Source organism: Thioclava kandeliae (genome assembly GCF_040297545.1).
Taxonomy (GTDB): Bacteria; Pseudomonadota; Alphaproteobacteria; order Rhodobacterales; family Rhodobacteraceae; genus Thioclava; species Thioclava kandeliae.
Map to the genome: position 1 here is coordinate 28365 of NZ_JAYWLC010000007.1, position 23906 is coordinate 52270.

Sequence of the window (23906 nt, forward strand, 5' to 3'; positions counted from 1 at the left end):
GCCGTCAATGTTACATCGCAATGGCGCGGGCAACCTGCCCGCGCGAGGGGTTTACCCCTGCTTCGTCTCACCACCTAGGGCGGTAATCAGCTGTGTCAGGCGCTGTTGCACGCCAGAGGTCAGACCGGCCTCCTGCAGCATCTCCTGCGCGCGCTTGATCGCCTCGTCGGTTTTGCCGGCCTCGACCAGCACCAGAACCTGCTGTTCCTGTGCCAGTTCCGAATAGGGCGCGCCGGGCTTGGCCAGATCGGCCAGCATCGCATCGCGCTCGGAAGCGGGCATATCTGCCCCCTGCGCAAGGATCAGCTTGAGCCGCGCCATATCGCGCAGGCTGGCAGGCAATGCCTGATTGTCGGCGGCTGCCTGAAAATGGGTCACGGCCGCGTCGCGCTTGCCGTCATCGATAGCCTGCGAGCCTGCCATCAGATCCAGCACGCCGGCGCGCGCGCCATCGGCTTCGATCCCCTTGAGCGCCGCCAGCGGCTCCTTGCCCTGCACGGCGGCCATCACGCTATCGCCAAAGCTCTCGGCTGCGGCATCATGCTTGCTGGTCTGGATCTCGTTCCATGCCGCCCCGCCTACGATGGCGATCACGGCAACCACGCCCAGCCAGCCCCAGCGCTTGAGCACGCGGTAAAGACGGTCGCGACGCACCTCTTCGGTGACTTCGTCGATAAAGCTGTCGGTCTCGCTCACAGGCGGGCCTCCTTCGTCTTTGTCTGCGGAAATGCAAGATTCCCGCCGCTCGGGCATCGCTGCCCGCATCTGTCCGGCACTACTTATACGCAAGCCGGAGGTCGCGGCAAGGGCAGCTGCTCACGCGCTCAGGCCTGCGAGCCATCTTCGTGATCGATTTCCGCCGATTGTCGCGCCCACATCTGGGCATAGCGCCCCCCTTGGGCAAGCAGCGCCTCGTGGCGGCCCTGCTCGACGATGCGTCCCGCCTCCATCACGACAATCTGATCCGCATCGACGATAGTCGACAGGCGGTGGGCGATGGTGATCACCGTGCGCCCCTGCCCCGCCTCTGCCAGCGAGGCCTGAATATCGCGCTCGGTCTGGGTGTCGAGCGCCGAGGTCGCCTCGTCCAGAAGCAGGATCGGCGGGTTCTTCAGGATGGTGCGGGCGATCCCCACGCGCTGCTTCTCGCCGCCCGAGAGTTTGAGCCCGCGCTCGCCCACCTGCGTGTCATAGCCCTCGGGCAGGCTTTCGATGAAGTCATGGATGCGGGCGGCCTTGGCGGCGGCAATGACTTCCTCGCGCGTGGCCTGCGGGCGCGCATAGGCAATGTTGTAACCCACCGTGTCGTTGAACAGCACCGTATCCTGCGGAACGACCCCGATCGCATCATGGACCGATCCCTGCGTCACATCGCGCAGATCCTGCCCGTCGATGGTGATCGCCCCGCCCGTCACATCGTAGAACCGGAACATCAACCGCCCGATGGTGGATTTTCCAGACCCCGACGGCCCGACCAGCGCCACAGTCTGCCCTGCGGCGATATCAAGGCTAATCCCCTTCAGAATGGGGCGTTCGGGGCTATAGTGGAAGTGCACATCGTGGAAGGAGATCCGCCCGCCCTGCACCTGCAAGGCAGTGGCCCCTGCCTTGTCCTGCACCTCGGGCTGCTGTTCCAGAAGATCATGCATCTCGCCCATATCGGTCAGGCCCTGCCGGATATTGCGATATACCGAGCCCAGGAAGTTCAGCGGTGTGGTGATCTGGATCATGTAGGCCTGCACCATCACGAAATCCCCCACGCTGAGGGTGCCGCGCATGGTTTCAATCGCCGCCATCACCATCACTGCACAGAGCCCCGCCGAGATGATCAGCGCCTGACCGGCATTGAGAAAGGCCAGCGAGCGGTCAGTGCGGATCGCGGCCTTCGCATACTGATCCATAGAGACGTCATAGCGGTCGGTTTCCCAACGGTCGGCATTGAAATATTTTACCGTCTCGAAATTCAGCAGGCTGTCGATGGCCTTCTGGTTGGCCTCCTGATCGGCGGCATTCATCTCGCGGCGCACCTGCACCCGCCATTCGGTGATTTTCAGCGTGAAGCTCACATAGGCGGCAATCGTGACCAACAGCACCAGCGCATAGCGCCAGTCGAAGGCCAGCGCGAAGATTACCAGAACAAAAACCAGCTCGATGATCAGCGGCACGATGTTGAACAAAAGGAACGAGAGCACGAACTCGATGGCCTTCACCCCGCGCTCGATAATGCGCGAGAGCGCCCCTGTGCGCCGCCCGATATGGAAGCGCAGCGACATCGCATGCATATGGCGGAAGGTCTGGATCGCCATCCCCTGCAGCGCGCGCATCCTGACCGGCGCGAAGATGGCATTGCGCAGCTCGTTCACCCCCGAGGAGAGAAACCGCGCCACGCCATAGGCCACGGTCAGCGATACCGCTCCCAGAGGCAGCAGAAGTGCCGGATCGCGGGCATCGCCGGACAGGGCATCAACCGCTAGCTTGTAAAGATAGGGCGTGCCCAGCGTCACCGCCTTGGCCCCCACCAGCAAAAGCATCGCCCAGACCACAGTGCGCTTCACCCATGCCGCATCCGAGGGCCAGAGATAGGGCAGGATGAAGCGGATCAGCTTCATCCCACGCTTGCGGTCGGCTCTGGCGGCATCGGAAGGCAGGGAGGTATCGGGCGGCATATCTGGCGTCTTTCGGCTGGATGGCGAAGCGCGACCCTAAAGAACGCCACGCATATTGCCAAGCACCCCCGCGTCAGACACCCCGCTATCGCCCGCTCAGCGCGGCAGGTTGAAGACCTGTCCGGGATAGATCAGATCGGGATTGCGGATCTGGTCACGATTGGCGTCGAACACCCGCACATAGAGGAACCCGTCGCCATAGGTCTCGCGCGCAATCGCCCAGAGCGTATTGCCGGGCTGAACGGTCAGGATCCTGGTGCCCTCTCCCGATCTGTCTGCCACCGCATTGGCGAGGCTTTCGGGCGTCTCGCGCAGGAAGGGGGTCTCGGCGCGCGAGACGACCTTGCCATCCGCATCCACCGCATCGACGCGCAGCCGATAGGTGCCGGGCGCGATATCGGGCAGGCTCAGTTGCCAGCCCGTCTTGTCACGCGCGGCAGGCGTCGAGAGCGCCACCTGTTTGTTATCGAGATAGATGACGAGCTGGGCATCCTCGGCCAGACCGCGCCCCGCGATCACCACCTCGCCCTGTGGATCATAGGAGAGCGTATCGATTGCCAGACGGTCGAGCGCCGGACCCAGCACGCGGGCACTGGTCGCGTCGGTCACGATGGAGCGCGGCGGCTCGGTGACCGCGCTTACCGGCGCGGCGGCCATATCCGCCTCCGGAGCGGATGCCACGGAGGATGCGGGCTGGGCGATGTTCGCAGGCATCGTGGCATCGGATGTCGCCGCCGCAAGCGCCTGCGGTTCCAAGGGCGCGATCTGCAGACTCTCGGGGCTCTCCACCGGCGCCTGTCCTGCCGGCGTTATCCGCAGGCCCACCGATTGTGGCTCGCCGGAGGGCACCACATCGAACTGGGTGGCAAAGGCTCCATCGGCATCGCTCCGGGCTTCGGCCATGACCTCGCCATCGACCAGAATCTCGACCCTCGCATCGGGGGCGGCCCGACCGGCCAGCGTCACTGCCCCGTCAGAGGCGACATGGAGATTGTCGAACCGGCCCATATCGGGGTCCTCCGACATTTCGGGGGTCTGCGGTGCGGGCATATCCTGCGAAGAGGCCGCCTGTGTCACCCCATCCACCGCCCGGACCTCTTTGGCGGGCTCGGGGCTCGCTCCGCTCTCCTGCACCGGATCGACGGAACGCTGCGTCCCCAGCAGCACCAGAAGAACGGCCACAGCGGCAACGCCTGCGCCGATAACGGTCCGTGTCGTGGAAATGTTACTCATGGCATGCGAACTCCTCGGGACCCGCACCCCGCGCTCTTCCCTTGCGAGAGCCTAGCGGCGCGCGTATGACCATACAACACGTTATTACGGGCAATTTACGCTCAAAGACGCTGATATTCCGTGAAAAAAGGAAAGAGACCCCATGACCCAGCCCCAAATCTCCGTCTGCGTCTTCTGTGGATCGCGTCTTGGCGCGAAGGAAAGCTATGCGGAGGCGGCCACCAAGACAGGCGAGATGCTGGCCAAGCGCGGCTGGCGACTGGTCTATGGCGCGGGTGATGTGGGGTTGATGGTCACGGTGGCGCGCGCGGCCCAAGAGGTAGGCGGTGCCACCTTCGGCGTGATCCCCGAGCATCTCTTCTCGCGCGAGGTCGGAAAGCGCGATCTGACCACCTATATCGTCACCGAGACCATGCACGAGCGCAAAAAGGTCATGTTCATGAACTCGGATGCGATCGTGCTCCTGCCGGGGGGGGCTGGGTCGCTCGACGAGATCTTCGAGGTGCTCACATGGCGCCAGATCGGGCTGCATGGTAAGCCGATCCTGATCCTCAATACCGACGGCTACTGGGAGCCCCTGCGCGCCCTGATTGATCAGTTCATCAACGAGGGGTTTGCCGATCCGAGCATCGGCGAGTTCCTGATCTGGGCCGATACCGTGCCCGAGCTGGAAGCGGCATTGGCCGGAACATTCGACGCCTGATCGCGGATCTCAGGGCGCGGGCGCGGATTTGCGCGCCCCTGCCCTGAACCCCGCCACCGAATAGAGCGCCAGCGCCACCCAGATTAGAGGCAGCACCACCATCTGCACCTGCGAGAGCGGGTCCTGTAGCACCAGCACCGCAACGAAAAGCTGCAGACTGGGGTTGAGATATTGCATCAGCCCGACCGTCGCCAGCCGCAGGCGTTGGGCGGCGTAGGAAAACAGCATCAGCGGCACGGCGGTCATGCCCGCAGACAGGAGCAAAAACGCCGTCTCGGTCGCATCGCGCCCGAAATGGCCCGAATGGGCGGGACCGAACCAGCCCAGTTCCAGCCCCAGCAGATAGACTGCTGAAATGGGTGCCAGCACCAGCACCTCGACCGTCACGGTAACCAGAGGCTCGGTGCGAAGTTGCTTCTTTATCAGCCCGTAAAGCCCGAACGTCACCGCGATCACCAGCGGGATCACCGGCGCATGACCCTCGGCAATGCCCATATAGAGCACCGCCAGCGTGACCAGCGCGATCGCGGCCAGCTGCAACCGCCCTAGCCTCTCGCGCAACACGAGCACCCCCAGAAGCACGGACAGGAGCGGAAAGATATAATAGCCGAAGCTGGCCTCTACCGCGTGATTATGCTGGATCGCCCAGACATAGGTGAACCAGTTGCCGCTGATAAAGATCGCGGCCAGGGCGATAATCATCAAAGAGCGCGGACGCAGCGCCTCGCGCAGCGCCGCCAGCCGTCCCGTCAGGGCGAGGATAATTAGGAACAGGATCGCCGACCAGAGCGTGCGATGCGCCAGAACCTCGATCACCGGCACCTCGCGCAGCACGGCAAAAAAGAGCCCCGACAGGCCCCACATCGTGCAGCAGACGACCATCGCGATCACACCTTTTCCTGCCTCGCTCATCATTTCCCGCTCCACTATCACTCGCGTTCCTAGGACCGGCTCTTGCGCTTTTCGCCCGTCATTGACAACCCATGATGATAAGCCTGCTTGATACCGGACGCCAATAAACAACGCCGCCCCTCAAGGGACGGCGTCAGGTCAACCAGTGGATAGGCCGCGCTCAGGCCGCAAGATCGGCGCAAAGCCAGCGTTCGATCTGGTCGCGCGGAGCGTTGGTATAGGTTTTGGGGATCTCGGCCACCAGCTTGTCGGCGACCTCCTTGTGCAGCGCAGGCCTCAATACACCCAGCACCTTGGGGCTGGCGGCGATCACGAGGCGCTTGAAGGCGCCTTTATGGGCGAGCTTGTAGAGTTGCTCGGCCAGATCCTCGGCGAAACGGTCCTTGGCGAGCTGGTGCCAGTCGGTCTCGTCAAAGGCGGATTTCTGGCCCGGCCCGTTATCGGCCATCCGCCCCGGTCGGTCGGTGCCTTGTGCACTGTCGGGCGGGTTGTCCTGCGTCTTTACCTCTCGGACCTCGAGATTGGGGTCTTTGGAATCGGTGATGTTCTCCAGAAACAGCGCCTTCTCGCCATCGGCGATCACCACCCATGTTCCGGTCTCGAGTTTCTTGGTGTCAAACTTGGCCATGAGGGGCCTCCTTCTCTCCATATTCGGTGAGAGGAAAACGCGCGCAGTGGCGGGCCGTTCCGACACGCGCGTTCACGGCTGAGTGGGAACCCGTGCCGCAAAAGAAAAGGCGCCCCGAAGGACGCCTTTCCCGAAAACCTGCCGCTCGCGATTACAGGCGCGAGGCAACGTTTTCCCAGTTGACCAGCTTGTCGAGGAAGTTCGACAGATAGGCCGGACGCTTGTTGCGGAAATCGATGTAGTAGGAATGTTCCCACACGTCGCAGCCCAGAAGTGCGGTCTGGCCGAAGCAGAGCGGGTTCACGCCATTCTCGGTCTTGGTCACCTTCAGCGCGCCATCGGTGTCTTTCACGAGCCACGCCCAGCCCGAACCGAACTGGCCTGCGCCAGCGGCTGCGAACTCTTCCTTGAACTTGTCGACCGACCCGAAGGACTCGGTGATCGCTTTTTCCAGCTCGGAAGGCATGGATTTGCCGGTCGGGCCCATCATTTCCCAGAACTGGGTGTGGTTCCAGTGCTGCGAGGCGTTGTTGAAGATACCGTTCTGCGCGACAGCCGACGCGTTATAGGTGCCCTTGATGATCTCTTCGACCGATTTGCCTTCCCATTCGGTGCCAGCGATCAGCTTGTTGCCGTTATCGACATAAGCTTTGTGGTGGATATCATGGTGATATTCCATCGTCTCCTTCGACATGCCCAGATCGGCAAGTGCGTCATGAGCATAGGGAAGTGCGGGAAGTTCGAAAGCCATGGGTAAACCCCTTCTTGACAGATAGTGAATGTCTTCGCGCTCAATAGAAGCCCGCTAACCGAGGAGGTCAAGGGGGGTCATCCGGCGATCAGGGGCTTATTGCAGTGTTTCCCTCAACTATTTCAGGGCATTGCGCATCAGTTTGAAAGGTTTGCCTGCCGTGGTGCAACCCTGCACAGTTTCTGTCCCGAAATGGAAGATTGCCGGAAGATGGGCACAGGCCTAGCTTTGGATCAAACGGGCCTGATGCCCGACAACTGGAGATCGAGATGTCTAAGAAAATTGCTATTCTTGTCGGGTCTTTGCGCAAAGGCTCTTTCAACCGGATGATCGCGCAGACGCTGGTGGAGCAGGCCCCCGAAGGCTACGAGTTCGCCTTTGTCGAACTCGGCGATCTGCCGCTCTACAACCCCGATCTGGACGAGGGCGATGTGCCCGCAGCCTGGACACGCCTGCGCGGCGACATCAAATCCGCCGATGCCGTGATGTTCGTGACGCCCGAATATAACCGCTCGGTCCCGGCCTCGATCAAGAACGCGCTCGATGTGGGCTCGCGCCCCTATGGCGAGAGCGTCTGGGCCGGCAAACCGGCGCTTGTGGTCTCGGGCTCGATGGGCGGCATCGCGGGATTCGGCGCCAACCACCATCTGCGCCAGTCGCTCGTCTTCCTCGATATGCCGGTGCTGCAACAGCCCGAAGCCTATATCGGCGGCATCCATACGCTGTTCGACGAGGCGGGGAACATGACCAATGACGGTACGAAAGACTTCATGGGGACGATCATGAAAGCCTTCGATGCCTGGATCAAGAAGCTGGCCTGATCGCGCTGGCCCGATCGCGTTGGCAAGACAGAAAAAGGGCGCCCCGCGGGGCGCCCTTCCTGTTTGCGTGTGGTGGCTCAGCTCTCGGGCCGCATCATCCGCGCCATGAGACCGTCCTTCAGGACATAGTGGTGGAAAAGTCCCATCGCGGCATGCGCCCCCGCAAGGATCAGCAGAGCGTCGGCGCAGAGCTTGTGGATATCGCCCGCCGCATCGATCCCCGCAAACCACATGGCCATCCCCAGAAGCGGCACGGCAAAGAGCAGGACATACAGAAGGCGATGCCCCCAGACGCCTGCCACATGCAAAAGCCCCTGACCCGGAACGTCAGGACCCCCGCGGGCCTTGCGCAGACCAAAACGCACCACGACCAGCACAAGAACGGCGACGCCCACCCAGACATGGATCTGCGGGTTGAGCTCGAGCGGGCCCGTGCTGCCGTCAAGGCGGTTATCGACCGCACGTCCCATGCCCTCGCTATAGAACCAGTTGAATACCACCAACACCGCCACAGCCCAATGCAGCAGGATCTGGATCCCTGAATATCCCGTTCTTCGTGCCATCACAGCCTTTTCCCTTCGACAGACGCGGAGCGATCTTCCGCAACCACCGCAGACTGCAACCCGAGGCTTACAGGAGGCTTACGGTAGAACCGGAAACGCAAAACGCGCCGGGAAGGCCCCCCGGCGCGTTTTCTTCCGTCATCGGAACGGATTTCAGAAGAGTTCGCCACCCTTGCGCGCGCTGACTTCCAGCAAGCCCATCAGATAGGTGGCGTAGGAGCGGAAGCAGACGAGCGAGAGCTGCTCCTCGCCCGACCACCAGACCGCCGCCGCCGTCTGGGCGGTGCGGGTGCGGCGCACCTCGTCCTTTGCCATCATCGCGAAATCGATGGGCGAGATCTTCATCACTACCTCGGCGGCACGCGCCCCCGTCACGGTGAAGATCGAACGCGCCTCGGAGACATTGGCCACAAGGAAATGCTCGCCCTTGAGCGCGGTCTCCATCGCCTGCGCCACAGAGACGGCATCGGCGTAGGGCACGAGGATCAGAAGCTCGTCGGGGCTCATCCACAGCACCGATTTCGCGCCCTTCGAGATCACCTTGCGCGGCTCGGGCAGCGACAGCCCCAGCCATTCCAGCGCATCGGCAAGTGCTTTTGACCCGAAATCGGCGCGCAGGGTGATCATCCCCTGCAGGCCCCCTTCCGCCACGGTGCAGAAACCGGACACCGTCTTGCCATTCAGCGCACTTACAGCGGTCATTGCCTCAGACATCCTGTTTTGCTCCTTCTTTGTCGAAGAATACCGGATCGACGATCCGACATTTCACGAGACCGGTTTCGTTCTGGAACTCGATCTCCTCGCCCATCCGCTCGGGACCACGATGGACAAGCGCCATCGCGATGCCCTTCTTGAGGGTCGGCGAGTAATAGGTCGAGGTCACGCGGCCTTGGGTATTGCGCTGGCCCATATCGTTATTGCCGGGCGCGGGTGCATAGACGCCATCAGGCAGTACCGAGCCGTCCAGCGTCTCGAGCCCCACCAGACGCCAGCGATCGGGGCTGGCCATGGCCTTACGGGCATGGGCGCGTTTGCCGAGGAAGTCGTCCTTCTTCTTGGAGATCGCCCAATGCAGACCCAGATCCTGCGGGATCACGGTGCCATCGGTCTCGTCGCCGATCATGATGAAGCCCTTCTCGGCGCGCATGACGTGCAGCGCCTCGGTGCCATAGGGCATCACGCCGAATTCCTGACCGGCTTCATAGAGCTTCTCCCAAAGCGCCAGACCCATATTGGCAGGGGCCGCGATCTCGTAGGACAACTCGCCCGAGAAGGAGATACGGAAGATGCGCACCGGAATACCGCCCAGCTCGCCCTCTTTCCATTCCATGAAGGGCAGCGTCTCTTTGGACACATCCATGCCGCCGAGTTTCTCCAGAAGCTTGCGGGCTTTGGGCCCGACCACGGCGATCTGGGCGTAGTTCTCGGTCACGTTGGCGGTATAGACCTTCCAGTCCCACCACTCGCATTGCAGCCAGTCTTCCATCCAGTCGTGGATATGCGCCACACCGCCCGAGGTAGTGTGCACGAGGAAGGTGTCCTCCGACAGGCGCGCCACCACACCGTCATCCATCAGGAAGCCGTTCTCGTTACACATCAGGCCATAGCGGCATTTGCCGACCTTCAGCGTGGACATCATGTTGGTATAGAGCATATCGAGGAATTTCCCCGCATCCGGCCCTTTGACCAAGATCTTGCCCAGCGTCGAGGCATCGAGCATCCCCACATTCTCGCGGGTATTCAGGATCTCGCGATTGACCGACTGGCGATGCGTCTCGCCCGCTTTGGCATAGGTATAGGGGCGGCGCCACTGGCCGACCGGTTCCCAATGGGCGCCCATCTTCTCGTGCCAGTCCTGGATCGGTGTGCGGCGCAGCGGCTGGAACAGATCGCCGCGGGCCTCTGCCGTAACCACACCGAAGGAGATCGGCGTATAGGGCGGACGGAAGGTGGTGGTGCCGGTGGCGGGGATCGCCTGACCCAGCGCATCCGACAGAACCGCCAGACCGTTGATATTGGAGAGTTTGCCCTGATCAGTGGCCATGCCGAGCGTGGTATAGCGCTTGGTATGTTCGACCGATTCATAGCCCTCACGCGCGGCCAGCTGCACGTCCGAGACCTTCACATCGTTCTGGAAATCGAGGAAGGACTTGAACTTGAGTGCCTCGGGCGCGCCCGCAGGCATCTGCCAGACCGCCATCATCGGTGCCTCGGGTTCGCATTGCATATCAACGCCCGCCTCGGTGCCGATATCCGCGAGCGACAGCTTGCCATTGGCCGCACCGACCGGCTCGCAGAGCGCCGCGCCATCATGGCTGAGCGGCGGCGCCGCGAGGTTCGGCACGAACATCGCCTGCGCCTCGTCCCAGTTCAGCTTGCCCCCCACATGCGACCACAGGTGCACGACCGGCGACCAGCCGCCCGACATGGCGACACAGTCACAGGCGATGGTCTCGATAACGCCACCCTCGCCGTTCTGGGCGCAGATCTCGACGCCGGTCACGGCTTTCGAGCCGAGCACCTTGGTGATGCCACGGCCCTCGAGGATCCGCACGCCGCGCGCCTTCAGCTCCGCCGCCAATGCGCCGGTTGCCGCAGGGCGGGCATCCACGATCGCAGGCACCGAAAGGCCCGCATCCAGAAGCACCTTGGCGGTGCGGTAGGCATCGTCGTTATTGGTGACCACAACGGTGCGGTCGCCCGGGCTTACGGCCCAGTTCACGACATAGTCGCGCACCGCCGAGGCCAACATCACGCCCGGCACATCGTTGCAGGCAAAGGACAGCGGACGCTCGATCGCGCCGGTCGCGGTCACGACCTTGCCCACGCGCATCCGCCACAACCGGTGACGCGGCTTGCCGGAGCCCGGCTCGCTATCGCCCGCGGTATCATAGCCCAGAGCGTAACCGTGGTTATAGAGCCCCGAAATCATGAAGCGGGTGCGCAGGGTGACATTGTCCATCGCTTCCAGTTTGGCGATGGAGGCATCGATCCAGGCCTGCGGCTCCATGCCCTCGATCAGGCCGCCATCGACCGGCGCACGACCGCCCCAGGCGGCGGTCTGTTCGACCAGCCAGACGCGCTTGCCCTCGCCCGCAGCCTTCAGCGCCGCCGCGATACCGGCCACGCCGCCGCCCGCAACCAGCACGTCGCAATAGGCATAGATCTGTTCGTAGCGGTCGACATCGGCCTCTTTGGGCGCATCGCCCAGACCCGCCGCACGGCGGATGATCGGCTCGTAGAGATGCTTCCATGCGGCTTTCGGACCCATGAAGGTCTTGTAGTAGAAGCCTGCGGGGAAGAATTTGTAGAGCTTGTCGTTGATGATGCCCACATCCGTCTCGAGGCTCGGCCAGTGGTTCTGGGTCTTCACCTCGGCCTGATCGAAGAGGAGCGTCGTGGTGGTGCGCTGGTCGGGCTCGAAACGGGCATTGCGGCCCAGACCCACGAGTGCGTTGGGCTCCTCGGCACCGGAGCCCACGAGGCCGCGGGGACGGTGATATTTGAACGAGCGGCCGAGCAGCGTCTGGCCATTACCGAGAATGGCCGAGGCCAGCGTATCGCCCGCATAGCCGCGCATCGGACGGCCGTTGAAGGTGAAGGTCAGGGATTTCGCGCGGTCGATCAGGCGACCGCCTTTGGACAGACGGGTGCTCATTTGCTGTAACCTTCGAAGTCGGGGCGTTTGGCGCGGATGGCGTCGATGACGTCTTGCGGCGGCTCTTTGGTCTGGGCCGAATAGGTCGCAAAGACTTCCAGCGTCACGGTGCAGCGCGCCGCCAAAAACCACTTGCCGCAGCCTGCGGAATGGCGCCAGCGTTCGAAATGGACGCCCTTGGGGTTCTTGCGCGTGAAGAGATAGTTCTCGAACTCGGCATCGCTGGAGCCCGGCCCGAAGCGCGTCAGATGCGCCTCGCCGCCATAATGCAGTTCGGTTTCCTCGGCTTTGATGCCACAGCAGGGGCATTGAAGGATCAGCATATGCGCGCTCCCTGAAGACGGGGGCGCGCCTGGGTGCTGCGCCCGTTAGTTGTTGTTGTCACCCGGCAGATCGATCTGGATCTCGGGCTCATCCTTTTGCGGGACATCGCCGCCCGACCAGATATACCAGCCAAGGCCCGCGACGATGACGATGAGCGCCCCGATGAGGAAGCTCTTGGTGTTGCCGCTACCGTTACCTTCGGACATGTGTCGTATTCCTTCTGAAGCATGTTCAGAGGCGTAACAGAGCCGTGAGCGGAATGGTTCCGCCCGCAAATATCTTTTTCTGCCGTGGCAGGCAGATGCCCTGCCCAGACCGACACCGTGCCCATCAGTGTGCCACCCCTGCGGCCACGGATTCGTCCACGAAACGGCCTTCGGTGAAGCGGTCGAGGCCAAAGCCCTTGGCCAGCGGTCCCGGCTCACCCTTGGCGATCAGCTCGGCCATCGCCCAGCCCGACCCCGGAATGGCCTTGAAGCCACCCGTGCCCCAGCCGCAATTGACGAAGATGTTCTTGACCGGCGTTTTCGACAGGATCGGCGAGTGGTCACCCGTAATATCCACGATCCCGCCCCATTGGCGCAGCATTTTTAGCCGCGAGACAATCGGATAGGTCTCGACGAGCGAGCGCACGGTTTCCTCGATGGTATACCACGAGCCGCGCTGCGAATAGTTGTTGGGGTGATCGATGCCACCGCCCAGAACCAACTCGCCCTTGTCGGATTGGCTGATATAGCAATGCACGAGGTTCGCCATCACGACAACGTCGATACAGGGTTTGATCGGTTCAGACACCCAAGCCTGCAGCGCCACCGATTCGAGCGGCAGACGGAAGCCCGCCATATTGGCCACGGTGCCCGCATGCCCTGCGGTCACAATCGACAGCTTCTCGCAGTCAATCGCGCCCTTGGTGGTGTCGACGCCGCGCACCTCGCCATTTTCGGTGCGGATGCCGGTGACTTCGCATTTCTGGATGATATCCATGCCCATATTCGAGCAGGCCCGTGCCAGACCCCATGCGACCGCATCGTGGCGCGCGGTGCCGCCGCGCTCCTGATAGAGCGCGCCCAGCACCGGATAGCGCGGCCCGTCGATATTGAGAATCGGCACGAGGCTCTTGACCTCTTCGCGCCCGATCCACTTGGTCTCGATGCCCTGCAGCTGGTTGGCATAGACGGTGCGCTTGTAGCCGCGCATCTCATGCTCGGATTGCGCCAGCATCAGAAGGCCGCGCGGCGAGAACATGATATTGTAGTTGAGGTCCTGGCTCAGGCCCTCGTAGAGCTGGAGCGCCTTGTCGAAGATGCCGGCCGAAGGGTCCTGCAGGTAGTTCGAGCGGATGATCGTGGTGTTACGGCCCGTATTGCCGCCGCCGAGCCAGCCTTTCTCGATGATCGCGACATCCTTGATGCCATGGACCTTGCCCAGGTAATAGGCGGTCGCCAGACCATGTCCGCCCGCGCCGATCACGATGACCTTGTATTTGCGCTTGGGCTCTGGGCTGCGCCAGGCTTTTTCCCATCCGGCGTGATAGCGCATCGCCTCGCGCGCAACGGCAAAGATGGAATATTTCCGCATGCCCCGGCTCTCCTGTCCTGAAATCATCCAACACGGGTCACCGCCCGTCTTCTCCTTTTTGATGGACCCGAGCGCCCGAGGAAACCCCGCCAGTCGCGGCATTTTTCGTCTAAATGCGACACGCGTTTAAAATGACGCGATTTCGCGACACATAACAGGCATTCGCCATGCGAATACCGGTGCCGCAGACCCGCTCCGGAAGGGCCGCGGATCACGGTCTCGTTCCCGCCACGCGCTCTATAAGGCTTCCGTCCCTCCACGAATTTCCCTAAGGGAGACAGGAATGAAGGGGATTGGGTTATGCTGTTCTGGATTGTAGTCGCGATTGTCTTGCTGCTCGTGGCGTTGGTCTTTCTGTCGGCGCTCTGGCGCCTGCGCATGGAAGGGGATGAAAACGACATCACCGAGAGCGCGGATATGCGCGTCTATCGCGATCAGCTGAGCGAGGTCGATCGCGACCGCGCCCGTGGCACCCTCTCCGAAGATGATGCCGGGCGCGCGCGGATCGAAATCTCGCGCAAGCTCCTCGAGGCCGATCGCGCAGCCCGCGCTGCCGCCCGTCCGCCGCGCTCCCCGAAAACGGCGCGGATCGCGGCGAGCGTGGTGATTCTGGCCTGTCTGGGCGGGGCCGTCGCGCTTTATGCCTATCTGGGCGATGACGGTTATGCCGACCAGCCCATCGGCACCCGCCTGGCTCTGGCCGATGAGAGCTATCTGGGCCGCCCCCATCAGGATCAGGCCGAGGCCGATTTTGCCAAAACCTTCCAAAAGCCCAAGGTCGATGCACAATTCGCAGCCCTCATGGACAAGCTGCGTCAGGCCGTGAAGGACCGCCCCGATGATCCGCAGGGCCTGCGTCTTCTGGCGCGCAACGAGATCACGATGGGCAATTTCGCCGATGGTGTCGCGGCGCAACAACAGCTGATCAAGGTGCTGGGCGACAAGGCCACAGCCGATGATCAGGCCGACCTCGGAGAGTATATGGTGATCGCGGCGGGTGGTCTGGTGACCCCCGAGGCCGAGGCCGCCTTCGGTCAGGCCGTGCAGCTAGATAAGACCAACGGGCGGGCGCGGTATTATATCGGGCTGATGATGGCCCAGAACGGCCGCCCCGACCGGACCTTCCGCATCTGGGATGCGCTTCTGACCGATAGCAAGGCCTCGGATGACTGGGTGAAACCGATGCTCGCCAATATGCCTACCATCGCGTGGCTCGCAGGCCAGCCCGATTACCAGCCGCCCGAATTAGGCCGCGACGGCCCGAGCCTGAGCGATCTGGTCGCCGCCCAGAAACTGCCGCAGGCACAACGCGCGGGCGCGATTGGCGACAAGGTGGATGCGCTTCAGGCCCGCATGGCCAATCAGGGCGGTAGCGCCGAGGATTGGGCGACGCTGCTGGCGGGGCTGCGGCTTCTGGGGCGCGATGATCAGGTCACCGCGATCCTCTCGGAGGCGCGTGGCACCTTCGCCAAGGCCCCCGAGGCGCTAAAGCTCCTGGATCAGGCGGCCAAGGGCACATGGCCTGCCGATGTCACCGCCGATCTGCCCGGTCCATCAGCAGAGGATGTGAAAAATGCCGAGAGCCTGTCGGCGCAGGATCGCCAGCAGATGATTCAGGGCATGGTCGACGGGCTGGTCTCGCGGCTGGAAACCGATGGCGGCTCGGCCGCCGAATGGACCCGCGCCCTGCGCGCCCTGATGACCCTCAACCAGAAAGACCGTGCGCACGATCTTCTGGCCAAGGCACAAACCGCTTTGGCCGCGGATCAATCCGCGCTAGAGGAGGTGATCGCCACCGCCAAGGAGCTCGGGCTCGACCAATGATCCACGAAGATATCGCCGAATTCGCAGCAGCCCTCCCCCGTATGGGGTCGATCCTCGGGCTCGATCTGGGCACCAAGACCATCGGGGTTGCGGGCTCCGATATGCTGCGCTCGGTCGCAAGCCCGATCCTGACGATCAAGCGCACCAAGTTCACCGCCGATGCCGAGGCGCTGTTCAAGATCGTGGCCGAGCGCGAGACCTGCGCCATCATCCTCGGCCTGCCGCGCAATATGGACGGCTCCGAAGGCCCGCGCGCGCAATCGACGCGCGCCTTTGCCCGCAATATCGCCCGCATGTGCGAACTGCCCATCGGCTATTGGGACGAACGCCTGTCTACCGTGGCCGCCGAACGCGCCATGCTGGAGGCAGATCTCTCGCGCGCCAAACGCGCCGAGCGGATCGACAATGTGGCGGCGAGTTTCATCCTGCAGGGCGCGCTCGACCGGCTGGCCAATCTGCGAGGCTGATATGGCGCGCATCAAGAGCCCCTGCCGCAATATCTGCAGCTTCGACCAGCCGAGCCAGACCTGCCTCGACTGTCACCGCAAGATCGACGAGATTGCGCGCTGGGGAACCATGTCGCATATGGAACGCCAGAAGATCCTCAAGGACCTGCCGCGCCGCCGCAAGGAAGCGGCCCGTAACTAGGGCTCCGCGATCAACCGACCGGATAGACGAAACAGCGGTCGCGGCGGATCATCAGCCACATCGGCGTGCCCGCTTTGGGCAGGAAGACATTGGGCACGGTGGCCTTGAGCACCGAGCCGTCATAGTCCATCCGGAATTCCACAAGGCTCTCGCGCCCCATGAAACGGGCGCGCTCCACCACGCCGCGCGCGGCGGTGCCGTCCTGCGGCGTGGGCAGTGGCCCCTGACCGGCACGGTCGAAATCGATCTTCAGATGCTGCGGGCGGATCACGATGTCCACCTCGGACCCGTCGGCCCGACCGGGGGCCAGAAACTCGCCAAAGGCGGTGCGGGTCAGCGCGCCCTGCACACGGGCGCGGATCACATTGATATCCGAGAAGAACGCCGCCGCCGCCCGATCCACCGGCGCATTATAAAGGTTATAGGGCGCCCCGCCCTGCACGATCCGCCCGCCGCGCATCAGAAGGATCTCGTCGGCCATGCGCATGGCCTCCTGCGGCTCGTGGGTGACCAGCAGAACGGCGGTGCCTTCCTCCTTCAGAAGCGAGAGCGTCTCGTCGCGGATATCGTCGCGCAGCCGTTCGTCGAGCCCCGAGAAAGGCTCGTCCATCAACAGGATACGCGGACGCGGCGCCAGCGCACGGGCCAGTGCCACACGCTGCTGCTCGCCCCCCGACAGCTCGTGCGGGAAATGGTCGATATGATGGGCCAGATGGACGCGCGCCAAAAGATCCTCGACCCGTGCCCGTTTCTCGCGCGCAGGGTCGGAGAGCCCGAAGGCCACGTTATCGGCCACCGACAGATGCGGGAACAGCGCGAAATCCTGAAACATCAACCCGATGGCGCGGCGCTCCGGCGGCACGCGGAACACGGTATCGCAGATCAGCTGGCCATCGACAAAGATCTTGCCGCGATCTTGCATATCAACGCCCGCGATCATCCGCAGCGTCGTGGATTTGCCACAGCCTGACGGACCCAGCAGGCAGGTCACCTGCCCCGCCTGAATGGAGAAAGACACATCGCGCACCACCTCCCGCCCTTCGAACGAACGGAAAAGCCCCTGCACTTCGAGGCGCGGGGTCACGTCGAGGCGCGGGGTCGGGGCGGTTGCAGTCATCTCGGTCCTGTCGCGTGGCACATCGTGAGGCAATCCATAGAGAAAAGCTCAAGCTTTGCCAATATTGCGATCGGGGCAAGGCGACCGCCCCGCCCCGACGCGATCACACCGAGATATTGGCCGCCCCGCCATCGAGCGAGATATTCTGGCCCACGATGAAGCCCGCATGCTGCGAGCACAGGAACGCGCACATCGAACCGAACTCGGTCGAAGTGCCGTAGCGCCCTGCCGGAATGGTCTTGGCACGGCGCGCCTGTGCCTCCTCCATGCTGATGCCCTCGGCCTTCATCACGCCGCTATCGAGCGAGATCGCGCGGTCGGTCGCGTGGATACCGGGCAGCATGTTGTTGATCGTGACGCCATAGCCTGCCACCTGCCGCGAGGTTCCCGCCACAAAACCCGTCAGCCCCGAACGCGCCGAATTCGACAGGCCCAGCTGCGCGATGGGCGCCTTGACCGATTGCGAGGTGATGTTCACGATCCGGCCCCAGCCGCGATCGATCATGGTCGGCAGAACCGCCTGCATCATCGCGATCGGCGCCAGCATATTGGCATCGAGCGCCTTGATGAAATCGTCGCGGTTCCAGTCCGACCAGAGGCCGGGGGGCGGGCCGCCCGCGTTATTGACAAGGATATCGGCCCCCTCGCCGGCCGCCAGAACCGCCTTGCGGCCATCTTCGGTCGTGATATCGGCCGCAACCGGCGTGACCTTCACGCCATATTTTCCGGCGATCTCCCGCGCCGTCGCCTCGAGCACATCCGCTGATCGCGCATTCAGCACGATCTCGACGCCCGCCTCCGCCAGCGCCTCGGCACAGCCGCGCCCAAGCCCCTTGGAGCCTGCACATACGATTGCCTTTTTATCCCAAATTCCCAGATCCATCGGCCCCTCCTGTCATCAAATCCTCCAACAGCTATCACCTGCAGTCCCCGCCGCAAGCCCAGGATTGACACAGTCACGCCTTTCTTAAGTCATCGTCAGGGAATATAGGTTAACATCAAGGCCCAAAGCCAAGATACTGCCATTCCATGAGCCACGCGACATTGCAAACGACCCAAACCGTTCACGTCTTCGATGCCAGCCTTTTCTGGGTGACAGCCGGTGCCAATCAGGGCGACGGGCTGGATCTGGCCGAATATTGTGTGCCGGGCGATATCTACCAACTCGACCGCGAGGCCGTGCCGATGAAACTGATGGTCGAGATCGAGGGTGACGCGCAACTGATCGCCTCGGGCTCCGAGGTCGGGCAAGAAGGCGACGCGCTCGAACTGGTCTCGCGCCATGTGCTGATGGCCCCCGAAGGCGATAGCGTCGATATCCTGCTTCTGATCAATCGCGCGGATGATACGCTTTACGCGCTGCCCATGTCGCCGATTGCCGCGCGGGTCGATTATACGCTGCTGGAGGCACATGAGGATGCCGGCTCGGCGCGGCTGACCGATCTGATCTGCGTGGCCTTTACCGCAGGCACCATGATTACCATCGCGGGCGGCGCGCAGCGTCCGATCGAGGCGCTGAAAACCGGTGATCGCATCCTGACCCGCGACAACGGCCCGCAGCCCCTGCGCCTTGTGACCAAATCCACCATGCGTGCCTTTGGCAGCTTCGCCCCCGTCGTGATCTCGCGCGGGACGCTGGGCAACGAAGGCGATCTGGTGGTCAGTCCGCATCATCGGCTGTTTCTCTATCGCCGTGGCCAAGCCCGCATCGGCACGACCGCCGAACTACTGGTGCAGGCCAAACACCTCGTCGATGACGAGCATGTCTGGCGGCGCGAGGGCGGTTATGTCGATTACTACGCGCTGATTTTCGACCGGCACGAGATCATCTATGCCGAAGGAATTCCGATCGAGAGCCTGATGGTGACCAAGGCAAGCCTCTCGCAGATGCCCGACCAGCTGACCGCCGATATCCGCGCGCGCCTGCCCGATCTGGCGCATAAGCCGCATTTCGGCACGGAGGCGGGGCGCGATCTCCTTGAGAAGGTCGGGCGCGACAAGCTGTTCAGCCGCAAGAAGAGCTGAGATGTGGCGCCCCTAATGGGTGCGCAGCGCGTCGATCAGCTCCGGTTTCGACATTTTCGAGCGGCCATCGATGCCGATCTCCTGCGCACGGGCGTAGAGGTCGGCTTTGGTCCAGTCCTCATAGGGCGGGGCTTTGCCACCTTTTTGCGACGGGTGCATGTTCGGGTTGGCCTTCGCATTCGAGATACGCGCCGCCTTTTCCTTCGACATTCCCTCCTCGCGCAGGGTCTGGTAGAGATCTTCGTCCTTCAGACTGGGATTGGCCATGATGTCCTCCTTTGGGGACAAAACCGTCATCGGGCCCCTCCGGTTCCCGCTGCGGATGAGGGCCCTCATACCCTGCCCCGACCCTGCGCTTCACAATTGCCATAGGTGCCGCGCCATTGTATGAGGCGCATCATGAGCAACCGTCCCGCACTCCCGCCCGAAATCGCCCGCCGCCGGACCTTCGCGATCATCTCGCACCCCGACGCTGGTAAGACCACACTCACCGAAAAGTTCCTGCTTTTCGGCGGCGCCATCCAGATGGCCGGACAGGTCCGCGCCAAGGGCGAGGCACGCCGGACGCGCTCGGACTTCATGCAGATGGAAAAAGATCGCGGCATCTCGGTCTCGGCATCGGCAATGTCCTTCGATTACAAGAACTTCCGTTATAATCTGGTCGATACTCCCGGCCACTCGGATTTCTCGGAAGACACCTACCGGACCCTGACGGCGGTGGATGCGGCGATCATGGTGATCGACGGGGCCAAAGGCGTGGAGAGCCAGACCCAGAAGCTCTTCGAGGTCTGCCGGTTGCGCGACCTGCCGATCCTGACCTTCTGTAACAAGATGGACCGCGAATCCCGCGAGGTCTTCGAGATCATCGACGAGATCCAGGAAAACCTCGCCATCGATGTGGCACCGGCCTCCTGGCCGATCGGTGTTGGCCGCGATTTCCTTGGCGCCTACGATATGCTCAATGACCGTCTCGAGCTGATGGACCGAGCGGACCGGAACAAGGTGGCGGAATCCATCAAGCTGGACGGGCTCGACGACCCGAAACTGGCCGACCATATTCCCACAGATCTGCTGGCCAAGCTGCGTGAGGAGATCGAGATGGCGCGCGAGCTGCTGCCGGCCTTCGACCGCCAGTCCTTCCTCGAGGGCCATATGACCCCGATCTGGTTCGGCTCGGCCATCAACAGCTTCGGCGTGAAGGAACTGATGGACGGGATCGGCAATTACGGCCCCGAGCCGCAATTCGCCAATGCCGCCGAACGCCAGATCGCGCCCGACGAGAAGAAGGTGCAGGGCTTCGTGTTCAAGGTGCAGGCTAATATGGACCCCAAGCACCGCGACCGCGTGGCCTTCGTGCGGCTGATCTCGGGGCATTTCGAACGCGGCATGAAACTGACCCATGTACGCTCGAAAAAGCCGATGGCGATCTCGAACCCCGTGCTCTTCCTCGCCGCCGACCGCGAACTGGCCGAGGAGGCCTGGGGTGGCGATATCATCGGCATCCCCAACCACGGCCAGCTGCGCATCGGCGATGCGCTGACCGAGGGCGAGATGCTGCATATCACCGGCATCCCCTCCTTTGCGCCGGAACTCCTGCAATCGGTGCGGGCGACCGACCCGATGAAGGGCAAGCATCTGGAAAAAGCACTGATGCAGTTTGCCGAGGAAGGCGCCGCCAAGGTCTTCAAGCCGATGATCGGCTCGGGCTTCATCGTGGGCGTCGTGGGCGCGCTGCAATTCGAGGTTCTGGCAAGCCGGATCGAGCTGGAATACGGCATTCCGGTGCGGTTCGAGCCCTCGCAATTCACCTCGGCCCGCTGGGTCTTGGGCAAGGAAGAGGCGACAGAGAAGCTGGTCAATGCCAACAAGCAGCATATGGCCACCGATAATGACGGCGATCCGGTCTTCCTGACCCGCCTGCAATGGGACATCGACCGCGTTGTGCGCGACTATCCCGATGTCACGCTTTCGGCGACCAAAGAGCTGATGCAATAACGCGCCCGCCCCCGTTCAGCGGGGGCGTTTGCGTTATCTTGCCCCTCCCCCGACGGTCGGCCCGAATATGGCGCTCCACCGCGCCAATGGCCGTTCCCGAAAGAAAGAACCGCGAATGACGACGCCTCTCCCCCCCGATCTGGTCACTCGCCTCTGCGATGCCGCAACCGCGCCGGACGATATCGTGACACTCGAGGCGCTGCTGGCCTGCTGGCTCGAGGATCTGCGCAAGCCTCTGGCGGAGACCGAGGAGGCCAGCTGGGCCGAACTGTGTGTCTTCGAGCTGACCGATTACCCCGAGCATATCCTGCAGTTCATCGAGCTGGCCCTGCCCCGCCTGTCGGCCCCTGCCGAGGCAGTGATGCTGGCTGCAGGGCCGTTGGAGGATGTGATCAACGCCCATGGCCTTTTGGTGATCGAGCGGCTCGAGGCACTGGCCGCGCAGTCCCCGCGCTTGCGTTTCGTGCTGACGGGAGTCGAGTTTGCCGAGACAGCGGATGCCGCCCAGAGCCATGTGATCGAGCGGATCGCCAGCCTGCGGGCCGAGGCGATGGCGCAGGGTCTGACCAGAGGCGGGCCGTTGCCACCGCCGGATCCGCGCCCCGCCTGATCCCCCATCTGATCCACACATAGAAAAACGCCCGCCAATCCGGCGGGCGTTCTGCATCTCTCGGGCGGGACGGATCAGTTGACCGTCAGATCCAGAGAGATCTCGCAATTGAGAAGTTTCGAAATCGGGCAACCGGCCTTTGCCGCCTCTGCCGCCGCGCGGATCTTTTCGGCATCGCCCGCCGAGGTGACCTTGCAGGTCAGCTCCGAGGATTTCACGGCAAAGCCGTCACCTTCCTTATCCATCGAGATTTTCGAGGTGGTCTCGATCACCGCATCGGTAATCTCCGCACCGGTCAGCTGGCCAGAAAGCGCCATCGAGAAACAGGCCGCATGGGCCGCACCGATCAGCTCTTCGGGATTGGTGCCGGGCTTGTCCTCGAAACGGGTGTTGAAGCCGTAGGGCTGGGCATCGAGGGCTTTCGACTGCGTCGAAACGGTGCCTTTGCCCTCTTTGATGGTGCCTTCCCAATGGGCGGAGCCGCGTTTGACGATCATATCTGTCTCCTTCAGAACTTGTGTAACTTGCATGGATAACGCCGCCGCCTGCCCTCCTGTTCCATCCCCGGCTAAAGGATAAGGATTGCCCTGAAGTCATTTACATTGGTCAGCGTTGGGCCCGGCACGACCTGCTGCCCAAGAGCGGCGAAGAACCCGTGGCTGTCATGCACGGCCATCGCCTCCGGGGCGCTCACACCCAGCCTATGGGCAAGGGTCAGCGTGCCGGGGCCCACCCATGCGCCCGCCACCTCCGCCGAGCCATCCACCCCATCGGTATCGCAGGCCATCGCCCAGATCCGCGGTGCGCCCGCAAGCGTCAGCGCCAGCCCCAGCATATATTCGGCATTCGGCCCGCCACTGGCCGTGGCCGATTTGCCTCTCTGGGTCACGGTGCATTCGCCGCCCGACAGCAACAGAAGCGGCTTGGTGCCCTTGGCCGAGAGATCCATCGCCAGACGGGCCTGTTTCGCGGCCAGATCGCGGGCCTCGCCTTCGAGCGCATCGCCCAGGATCTCGACACCGATCCCTTCGGTCTGCGCAAGCTCGGCCGCGGCCTCGAGCGAAACGCTAGGCGCGGCGATAATCTCGGTCGTGGCACGCGAAAGGCGCGGATCGCCCGGAGCCACCACACCGGTGGGCCCGTCCAGCACCGCCCGCACAGATGCGGGCAGATCCAGCTTGAACATATCGGCAATCGCGCGTGCATCGGCGGAGGTCGTGGCATCGCCCACGGTCGGCCCCGAGGCGATGAAGGCCGGATCATCTCCGGGCACATCCGAGATCATCAGCGTGCGCATCCGGGCCGGATAGGCCGCAGCCGCCAGCTGCCCGCCCTTCACGCGGCTCAGATGTTTGCGCAGCACATTCATCCGGTCGATCGTGGCACCCGATTCCAGCAAGGCCCGGTTCACGGCCTGTTTCTCGGCCAGAGTAATCTCCCCCGCAGGCGCACATAAAAGCGCCGACCCACCGCCCGAGATGAGCGCGATGACCGTATCATCCTCGCCCAGCCCCTCCAGCAGATCCAGCATCCGGCGCGTGGCCTCGACGCCCGCCTGATCGGGAACCGGATGCGCAGCCTCGACGATCTCGATCCCCTTGGTCGGGCGGCCATAGCCGTAACGGGTGATCACCAGCCCCTCACAGGGCCCCCAGACCGATTCCACCGCTTCGGCCATCCGCGCCGAGGCCTTCCCCGCCCCCACGATCACCACGCGGCCGTCGGGTTTGGGGCCCAGCGCTTCGGGCACGCAGATCATCGGATCGGCGGCGGCGACGGCGGCGTTGAACAGTCTGTGCAACAGGGCGACGGGTTCGGGCATCGGTATTTTCGGGACCAAGGAAACCTCC

25 protein-coding genes are annotated in these 23906 nt (G+C 63.1%); 8 read left to right on the forward strand and 17 right to left on the reverse strand.

Translation table 11 applies throughout. The features are described from left to right. Positions 1 to 51 precede the first annotated feature (51 nt). The 3 genes from VSX56_RS10285 to VSX56_RS10295 all read right to left on the reverse strand — a co-directional run bounded on the left by VSX56_RS10285 (position 52) and on the right by VSX56_RS10295 (position 3899). Positions 52 to 696: a tetratricopeptide repeat protein gene (locus tag VSX56_RS10285; RefSeq protein ID WP_339113085.1), complete on the reverse strand. Its 645-nt coding sequence runs from the start codon at positions 694 to 696 to the stop codon at positions 52 to 54. A gap of 128 nt (positions 697 to 824) precedes the next feature. Then, complete coding sequence (locus VSX56_RS10290; protein WP_350936868.1) at positions 825 to 2666, reverse strand: ABCB family ABC transporter ATP-binding protein/permease; 1842 nt, start codon at positions 2664 to 2666, stop codon at positions 825 to 827. A 96-nt stretch (positions 2667 to 2762) separates the two neighbouring features. After that, positions 2763 to 3899, reverse strand: a complete 1137-nt coding sequence (locus tag VSX56_RS10295) for a LysM peptidoglycan-binding domain-containing protein (protein WP_350936870.1) — start codon at positions 3897 to 3899, stop codon at positions 2763 to 2765. Positions 3900 to 4041: 142 nt separating this feature from the next. On the opposite strand from VSX56_RS10295, the gene VSX56_RS10300 reads away from it, so the two are divergent. Beyond that, the gene (locus VSX56_RS10300) at positions 4042 to 4602 is read left to right on the forward strand and encodes an LOG family protein (RefSeq protein ID WP_350936872.1); all 561 of its coding nucleotides are present in this window, start codon (positions 4042 to 4044) and stop codon (positions 4600 to 4602) included. A gap of 9 nt (positions 4603 to 4611) precedes the next feature. On the opposite strand, the gene rarD is transcribed toward VSX56_RS10300, so the two are convergent. From rarD to VSX56_RS10315, 3 genes are all read right to left on the reverse strand, one after another. Beyond that, the gene (gene rarD / locus VSX56_RS10305) at positions 4612 to 5517 is read right to left on the reverse strand and encodes an EamA family transporter RarD (protein ID WP_350936874.1); all 906 of its coding nucleotides are present in this window, start codon (positions 5515 to 5517) and stop codon (positions 4612 to 4614) included. 157 nt (positions 5518 to 5674) lie between these two features. Further along, positions 5675 to 6142, reverse strand: coding sequence for a baeRF12 domain-containing protein (locus VSX56_RS10310; RefSeq protein WP_350936876.1), 468 nt, complete (start codon positions 6140 to 6142; stop codon positions 5675 to 5677). A gap of 151 nt (positions 6143 to 6293) precedes the next feature. Beyond that, complete coding sequence (locus VSX56_RS10315; RefSeq protein WP_339113091.1) at positions 6294 to 6893, reverse strand: superoxide dismutase; 600 nt, start codon at positions 6891 to 6893, stop codon at positions 6294 to 6296. A 269-nt stretch (positions 6894 to 7162) separates the two neighbouring features. Here VSX56_RS10315 and VSX56_RS10320 point away from each other — a divergent pair, with 269 nt between their 5' ends. Then, positions 7163 to 7714, forward strand: coding sequence for an NADPH-dependent FMN reductase (locus VSX56_RS10320; protein WP_350936878.1), 552 nt, complete (start codon positions 7163 to 7165; stop codon positions 7712 to 7714). Positions 7715 to 7791: 77 nt separating this feature from the next. On the opposite strand, the gene VSX56_RS10325 is transcribed toward VSX56_RS10320, so the two are convergent. The 6 genes from VSX56_RS10325 to VSX56_RS10350 form a co-directional block, all read right to left on the reverse strand. Next, positions 7792 to 8277: a cytochrome b gene (locus VSX56_RS10325; RefSeq protein WP_350936880.1), complete on the reverse strand. Its 486-nt coding sequence runs from the start codon at positions 8275 to 8277 to the stop codon at positions 7792 to 7794. 153 nt (positions 8278 to 8430) lie between these two features. Continuing rightward, on the reverse strand, positions 8431 to 8991 hold the full coding sequence (locus VSX56_RS10330) for a sarcosine oxidase subunit gamma (protein ID WP_350936882.1): 561 nt from the start codon (positions 8989 to 8991) through the stop codon (positions 8431 to 8433). Then, the gene (locus tag VSX56_RS10335) at positions 8984 to 11935 is read right to left on the reverse strand and encodes a sarcosine oxidase subunit alpha family protein (protein WP_350936884.1); all 2952 of its coding nucleotides are present in this window, start codon (positions 11933 to 11935) and stop codon (positions 8984 to 8986) included. The genes VSX56_RS10330 and VSX56_RS10335 overlap by 8 nt, the downstream gene beginning before the upstream one ends. After that, positions 11932 to 12258, reverse strand: coding sequence for a sarcosine oxidase subunit delta (locus VSX56_RS10340; RefSeq protein WP_339113096.1), 327 nt, complete (start codon positions 12256 to 12258; stop codon positions 11932 to 11934). Before VSX56_RS10340 ends, VSX56_RS10335 begins: the two co-directional genes overlap by 4 nt. Before the next feature lie 45 nt (positions 12259 to 12303). Then, positions 12304 to 12465: a Sak single strand annealing protein gene (locus tag VSX56_RS10345; RefSeq protein WP_339106941.1), complete on the reverse strand. Its 162-nt coding sequence runs from the start codon at positions 12463 to 12465 to the stop codon at positions 12304 to 12306. Between the two features lie 124 nt (positions 12466 to 12589). Next, complete coding sequence (locus VSX56_RS10350) at positions 12590 to 13837, reverse strand: sarcosine oxidase subunit beta family protein (RefSeq protein WP_339113097.1); 1248 nt, start codon at positions 13835 to 13837, stop codon at positions 12590 to 12592. 300 nt (positions 13838 to 14137) lie between these two features. Here VSX56_RS10350 and ccmI point away from each other — a divergent pair, with 300 nt between their 5' ends. From ccmI to VSX56_RS10365, 3 genes are read left to right on the forward strand one after another with little or no spacing between them, the layout of a single operon-like run. Continuing rightward, entirely contained in the window at positions 14138 to 15661 is a 1524-nt protein-coding gene (gene ccmI, locus VSX56_RS10355) for a c-type cytochrome biogenesis protein CcmI (protein ID WP_350936887.1), read from the forward strand. Next, positions 15658 to 16128, forward strand: a complete 471-nt coding sequence (gene ruvX / locus VSX56_RS10360; RefSeq protein WP_339113099.1) for a Holliday junction resolvase RuvX — start codon at positions 15658 to 15660, stop codon at positions 16126 to 16128. Before ccmI ends, ruvX begins: the two co-directional genes overlap by 4 nt. 1 nt (position 16129) lies before the next feature. Then, positions 16130 to 16309 carry a DUF1289 domain-containing protein gene (locus tag VSX56_RS10365; protein WP_339113100.1) on the forward strand — a complete coding sequence of 60 codons (180 nt, stop codon included), beginning with the start codon at positions 16130 to 16132 and terminating at the stop codon, positions 16307 to 16309. 10 nt (positions 16310 to 16319) lie between these two features. Here the strand turns inward: VSX56_RS10365 and VSX56_RS10370 are convergent, their stop codons facing one another. After that, positions 16320 to 17426 carry an ABC transporter ATP-binding protein gene (locus VSX56_RS10370; RefSeq protein ID WP_339113101.1) on the reverse strand — a complete coding sequence of 369 codons (1107 nt, stop codon included), beginning with the start codon at positions 17424 to 17426 and terminating at the stop codon, positions 16320 to 16322. Positions 17427 to 17529: 103 nt separating this feature from the next. Next, entirely contained in the window at positions 17530 to 18309 is a 780-nt protein-coding gene (locus VSX56_RS10375; RefSeq protein ID WP_350936891.1) for an SDR family oxidoreductase, read from the reverse strand. 146 nt (positions 18310 to 18455) lie between these two features. Between VSX56_RS10375 and VSX56_RS10380 the strand changes: the two genes are divergently transcribed. Continuing rightward, a complete protein-coding gene (locus VSX56_RS10380; RefSeq protein WP_350936894.1) occupies positions 18456 to 19451 on the forward strand; it encodes a Hint domain-containing protein in 996 nt (331 codons plus the stop codon). Positions 19452 to 19463: 12 nt separating this feature from the next. Here the strand turns inward: VSX56_RS10380 and VSX56_RS10385 are convergent, their stop codons facing one another. Next, a complete protein-coding gene (locus tag VSX56_RS10385) occupies positions 19464 to 19718 on the reverse strand; it encodes a Rho termination factor N-terminal domain-containing protein (RefSeq protein WP_350936896.1) in 255 nt (84 codons plus the stop codon). A 120-nt stretch (positions 19719 to 19838) separates the two neighbouring features. On the opposite strand from VSX56_RS10385, the gene VSX56_RS10390 reads away from it, so the two are divergent. Together VSX56_RS10390 and VSX56_RS10395 are read left to right on the forward strand one after the other, a co-directional pair. Next, entirely contained in the window at positions 19839 to 21446 is a 1608-nt protein-coding gene (locus VSX56_RS10390) for a peptide chain release factor 3 (RefSeq protein WP_339113105.1), read from the forward strand. Positions 21447 to 21561: 115 nt separating this feature from the next. Continuing rightward, positions 21562 to 22056, forward strand: a complete 495-nt coding sequence (locus tag VSX56_RS10395) for a DUF6869 domain-containing protein (protein WP_350936899.1) — start codon at positions 21562 to 21564, stop codon at positions 22054 to 22056. 74 nt (positions 22057 to 22130) lie between these two features. Here the strand turns inward: VSX56_RS10395 and VSX56_RS10400 are convergent, their stop codons facing one another. Together VSX56_RS10400 and VSX56_RS10405 are read right to left on the reverse strand one after the other, a co-directional pair. After that, positions 22131 to 22553: an OsmC family peroxiredoxin gene (locus VSX56_RS10400; RefSeq protein ID WP_350936902.1), complete on the reverse strand. Its 423-nt coding sequence runs from the start codon at positions 22551 to 22553 to the stop codon at positions 22131 to 22133. A gap of 71 nt (positions 22554 to 22624) precedes the next feature. Beyond that, positions 22625 to 23878, reverse strand: coding sequence for a glycerate kinase type-2 family protein (locus tag VSX56_RS10405; RefSeq protein ID WP_350937106.1), 1254 nt, complete (start codon positions 23876 to 23878; stop codon positions 22625 to 22627). Positions 23879 to 23906: the final 28 nt, after the last annotated feature.